At 42.0% G+C, this 5200-nt stretch carries 5 protein-coding genes; 2 read left to right on the plus strand and 3 right to left on the minus strand.

The window, feature by feature from the left end; translation table 11 throughout:
* Nucleotides 1–238 precede the first annotated feature (238 nt).
* The 3 genes from folP to rlmE form a co-directional block, all read right to left on the minus strand.
* Nucleotides 239–1096 (minus strand): dihydropteroate synthase, encoded by an 858-nt coding sequence (gene folP / locus FTT83_RS15370; RefSeq protein WP_218948904.1) that lies wholly within the window; start codon nt 1094–1096, stop codon nt 239–241.
* A 133-nt stretch (nt 1097–1229) separates the two neighbouring features.
* On the minus strand, nt 1230–3119 hold the full coding sequence (gene ftsH, locus FTT83_RS15375) for an ATP-dependent zinc metalloprotease FtsH (protein ID WP_180042952.1): 1890 nt from the start codon (nt 3117–3119) through the stop codon (nt 1230–1232).
* Between the two features lie 132 nt (nt 3120–3251).
* Complete coding sequence (gene rlmE / locus FTT83_RS15380) at nt 3252–3902, minus strand: 23S rRNA (uridine(2552)-2'-O)-methyltransferase RlmE (protein WP_180176826.1); 651 nt, start codon at nt 3900–3902, stop codon at nt 3252–3254.
* Between the two features lie 195 nt (nt 3903–4097).
* Between rlmE and yhbY the strand changes: the two genes are divergently transcribed.
* Entirely contained in the window at nt 4098–4421 is a 324-nt protein-coding gene (gene yhbY / locus FTT83_RS15385) for a ribosome assembly RNA-binding protein YhbY (RefSeq protein WP_086196273.1), read from the plus strand.
* Between the two features lie 9 nt (nt 4422–4430).
* Nucleotides 4431–4970, plus strand: coding sequence for a DOMON-like domain-containing protein (locus tag FTT83_RS15390; RefSeq protein WP_086196274.1), 540 nt, complete (start codon nt 4431–4433; stop codon nt 4968–4970).
* The last annotated feature ends 230 nt before the right edge of the window (nt 4971–5200 follow it).

Here is a 5200-nt window from a genome sequence, read left to right on the forward strand (position 1 = left end):
TCATGAAATACGGTATTCTGATGTGACAAAACCTGAATCCTGGTCGTTAAAGTGTTTGTTTGCACTCATATTTTAACTGTTAGGACTCAGGTTTTTTTATTTAAAGCAAACTATGGGACAGCAGTGGATTTCCCCCCATTTTTATTTACATGTCTTTGAAGTAATTAAATATCAGTCAACAATTACACCTTAAACTAAAAAAGCTCGATACCTTATCGAGCTTTTTTATATACCTAGGTTATACACCCAGATTATTCATCGCCTGCCATACTTTAATGGCATCACTCATTGCCTTGACGTCATGTGCTCGTACCATGCAGGCCCCCTGTTGAATACTAAATAAATGAGCAGCAACAGAACCCATCGCACGATTTTGAGCATCAGCCCCACCCAGAGCTTCACCAATAAAACGCTTCCGGGAAAGTGCCGATAAAATTGGATAACCCATATCATTTAATTTATAAAGTTCATTTAACAGCTTCAAATTTTGCTGTGCATTTTTAGCAAAACCAAAGCCCGGATCAATCACAATATTTTCAGGTTTTACCCCAGCCTCTATCGCATCATCTACTCTCTGCTGTAGTTCTTTAATCACATCAGTGGTTACATCATCATACTGGTCTAAATTATTCATGGTGGTGGGTTCGCCACGCATATGCATAATAATCACAGGAATATTCAGCTCAGCAGCAGTTAGCAAGGCATGAGGACGGGTTAATGCACGCACATCATTCCAGATATGTGCCCCTGCTTGAACGGCAGCTTTAATCACTTCGGGTTGTGAGGTATCAATTGAAATAATGACATCATGCTTGGCCAATTCTTCAACTACAGGCACCACACGGCGTATTTCTTCATCCACCTCTACCACAGAAGCTCCGGGACGGGTTGATTCGCCCCCAACATCTATTACGCTTGCACCACCCTCTATCATCTGCAAGGCATACGCTATAGCCTGATCTTTGGCATTATGCTTTCCGCCATCACTGAAAGAGTCTGGAGTCACATTCAGAATTCCCATAACATGTGGTTGAGACAAGTCCAACTTCATTTGACCACATTGCAGCATTCGATTAGGTAATGGCATCAATTGCATTATATTTCTCCTTCAAGCAATCCGGCTATTCTAACAACTCTACAATTTTACAGTCTGAAATCTTTTCAGACACAACTGCCTTATCCATAAAAAAAAGAGCCTCATTTGAGACTCTTTTTTCTAACCATCCAACTTAGCTCGCTGGTAATGGTGGAGGAGTTGCAGGACCATCTGTTGGTGTTACATCAATCACCGGATTTTCAGCAACATACACCTTAGGTGGTTGTGGTTCACGACCTTCCATGATGTCACGGATTTGGTCACGATCAATGGTTTCCCACTCCATCAATGCTTTCACCATGGCATGTGCGATCTCTTTGTTGTTTTCCAGAACCTCACGAGCAACTTTATACTGTTCATCCAGAATGCGGCGAACTTCAGCATCTACCTGCTGTTGCGTTGCTTCAGAAATGGTACGACTACCGACATTTCCAAAGAAACCGTTCTGGTTTTCATCTTCATAAACCATCACACCCATTCGGTCAGACATACCGTATTTAGTCACCATAGCGCGTGCCATTTTAGTGGCACGTTCAAAGTCATTTGAAGCACCAGTCGACATTTGGTTAATGAAGACTTCTTCAGCAATACGGCCACCAAACAAAATCGAAATTTCATTCAGCATCTTGTCTTTGTAATGACTAATTGCATCTTGTTCCGGCAACTGCCAGGTCACACCCAAAGCCCAACCACGCGGCATAATGGTCACTTTATGTACAGGGTCAGTACCCGGTAAAATTTCAGCCACAATCGCATGACCGGCTTCATGGTAAGCAGTAGCACGACGTTCTTCTTCACGAATCACCATCGATTTACGTTCAGGACCCATATAGATCTTGTCTTTAGCATCTTCAAAGTCATGCATGTCGACTGTGTTCTTGTTACGACGGGCAGCAAATAACGCTGCTTCGTTTACAAGGTTCGCCAATTGTGCACCAGAGAAACCTGGAGTACCACGTGCCAGCACTCTGACATCCACACCCGTGTGTGAAGGCAATTTTTTCAAGTGTACATTCAGAATCTGTTCACGGCCTTTAATGTCTGGAAGGCCTACCATCACCTGACGGTCAAAACGACCAGGACGAAGGAGTGCTTTATCAAGAACATCGGCACGGTTGGTTGCAGCAATGACGATAATGCCTTCATTACCTTCAAAACCATCCATTTCTACCAGCATCTGGTTGAGTGTCTGTTCACGTTCATCGTGACCACCGCCAGTACCTGAACCACGGTGACGACCGACTGCATCAATCTCATCAATAAAGATAATGCATGGGGCATGGCGTTTTGCCTGTTCAAACATGTCACGTACACGTGATGCACCAACACCCACGAACATTTCGACAAAGTCAGAACCTGAAATACTGAAGAACGGAACTTTTGCTTCACCTGCAATCGCTTTGGCAAGCAAGGTTTTACCGGTACCCGGAGGACCAACCATCAATACGCCTTTAGGAATACTTGCGCCCAGACGTTTAAATTTAGATGGATCTTTCAAGAAATCTACAATTTCAACAACTTCTTGTTTAGCTTCATCACAGCCAGCAACATCGCTAAAGGTGACTTTAATTTGGTCTTCAGACAGCATTTTGGCTTTCGATTTACCAAAGCTCATTGGACCGCTTTTGCCACCTGCACCACCACCCATGTTGCGCATAAAGAACATGAATAACAAAATGATCAAAAGTACAGGGAAGCTAGCGATAAGAAGTTGCATCAACAAACCTTGACGTTGCGGTGCAGTCCCTTCTACAACAACATTATGTTTGATGAGGTTTGGCATAAGTTCCGGGTCTTGAACCGCAGGACGAATACTTTCAAACTCTGAACCGTTTGTTTTTTCACCACGAATTCTTTCGCCATCAATGGTGACTTGCTTAATTTGACCAGCATTCACCGCTGAAACAAACTCTGAATAATTCATTGCTGTCGGTTGATTGCGGTCACTGATGTTACTGAAAATCAGAATCAGCACACCCAGTATAACCAGCCACAATACGGCATTCTTGAAGAGATCGCTCAAAGCTTTATTCCCATATCAATCTAATTTGATCATGCCCAAAAATGGGTGACCTTAATTTAAGCTGAAGATCAGCTTTGCAATATTTTAAAAATGTACAAAATGCACAATTTTTAACGTCTTGGCAAGTAAACTTTATCTAGAAGCTTTCTTACGACCTTGCCCGATTAAAAATACTTCTTTAGATCGGGCACGTGAAGCAGCGGGTTTTGCTGTCTTCAATACATCAAAGCTATCTACTACCTGTTTACGGAATTCGTCAAATCCGGTGCCTTGGAAAACCTTGACGATAAATTGGCCTTTAGGTCCTAAAACCTTGTTGGCAAAATCTAGAGCCAGTTCACACAAGTAAATTTGGCGAGGTTGATCTACAGCCTTATTACCTGATGTATTGGGGGCCATATCCGAAATTACAACGTCTACAGTCCGTCCGTTTAAAATATTTAACAATTTTTCAAAAACTTCTTCCTCACGGAAGTCGCCTTGCAGGAAAGTTACATCCGGCAATGCGTCCATTGGTAAAATATCGGAGGCAATCAACAAACCTTTATCGCCGACTAATTTACCTGCAATTTGCGACCAACTGCCGGGTGCCGCACCCAGGTCAACCACCGTCATGCCTGGTTTAATAATTTTGTATTTTTCTTGAATTTCAAGAAGCTTATAAGCAGCACGCGCACGATAACCTTCCTTTTGTGCTCTCTTTACAAAAGGATCATCCAAATGCTCGCGCATCCACTCTCGACTACTTTTTGACAACTTCTGGTTGGTAATGCGTGTCGCCATAACTCTCTAAATAATAAAAAACTTCTAATAGGTGATTGTACGTGAAAAACATAGGCCTTGCAGTATACATCTGTATCTAAATCCAATCTTTGAAAGGTTTTTTTCAATAATTGAAATCGATTATTTCAACAGAATATAAAGCGTTTAAACTTGGCATTTGTTATACTAAGCCGTTTTTAAAATTAGGTTATCTTTATGGCGGCTTTATCTATTCAGGAACGTAAACGTTTACGTCAAATCGGACATGCATTAAACCCGGTGGTTATGCTGGGCGATAAAGGTTTGACTGAAGCTGTAGTCGAAGAATTAAACCGCGCTTTAAACGATCACGAATTGATTAAAGTGAAAATCGTAGCGGAAGATCGTGAAGAACGCGCATCTTTAATCGAAGATCTTTCAGCTCAGACTGGTGCTGAAATTGTTCAAAAAATTGGTAAAATTGCGCTGATTTATAAAAAAGCGGCAAAACAGAATGCCAAATTATCCAACTTGGTTCGTCACGCTCATTTGTCTAACTAAGTAGATTTCATGGCAAGTTACGAACTTAGCGCTTTTGATCGTCGCTTTCAATCGATCTCCCTGGTTGCTGCGATTGAACAACAAAGCCCATATAGCTTAAATGTTGGCTACTGGTTACGCGACCCCAACCAGTTCATACAATGGCCTGAACTGGTTCAAGACTACCCTCGTCAAGATTTCCTATGGGAACACACCTGTTTTGAAATTTTTATTGGTGTACAGGGTGAGGATTTCTATCGCGAAATCAATCTGTCGCCTTCTCAGGCGTGGCAGGTATATCAGTTTGAGGAATATCGCTATCCGGAAGATATGCCGCCTCAAGCCGCCGATGACATCGAACTGAACCAGCTTAAACGCACACATTATGGTTTAAATGTGAGCCTTGATTTAACCGAGTTTATGTTAAAGCACAAATTGCAATGGTCGGATTTGTTTCTGGGCTTAAGCGCTGTACTCAAAACCTCGCAAGGCGAACAATATTATGCCATGCAACACAGCAGTCCAAATGCGGACTTTCATAACAAGCGTGATTGGCTACATCAGTTCTAGAGCATAGCAGCAATATTCAAACAGTAAAAAAGTGAGGCAAAGTACCTCACTTTTTTATGTCTTCAATGTGTACCTAAAGAAAACTAGCATAGGGTCCTTCCTCGCGGTAGTGTTCAAAAATCTGTGTCATTTCAATAAACTGAATCAAACAGGAAATGACACATCATGGCAAACAACTTTGATTTCGAAGCAGCTTTAAAACAATTACAGTCAGGACAACCCCTCACTGG

The organism is Acinetobacter sp. YH01018 (assembly GCF_013420295.1).
In the GTDB taxonomy this organism is placed as follows: Bacteria; Pseudomonadota; Gammaproteobacteria; order Pseudomonadales; family Moraxellaceae; genus Acinetobacter.

What these genes read in the sequence shown, in the direction of transcription:
- folP (WP_218948904.1), bottom strand. Translation starts at nt 1,096, where the DNA reads ATGCAATTGATGCCATTACCTAATCGAATGCTGCAATGTGGTCAAATG.
- rlmE (WP_180176826.1), bottom strand. Translation starts at nt 3,902, where the DNA reads ATGGCGACACGCATTACCAACCAGAAGTTGTCAAAAAGTAGTCGAGAG.
- yhbY (WP_086196273.1), top strand. Translation starts at nt 4,098, where the DNA reads ATGGCGGCTTTATCTATTCAGGAACGTAAACGTTTACGTCAAATCGGA.
- FTT83_RS15390 (WP_086196274.1), top strand. Translation starts at nt 4,431, where the DNA reads ATGGCAAGTTACGAACTTAGCGCTTTTGATCGTCGCTTTCAATCGATC.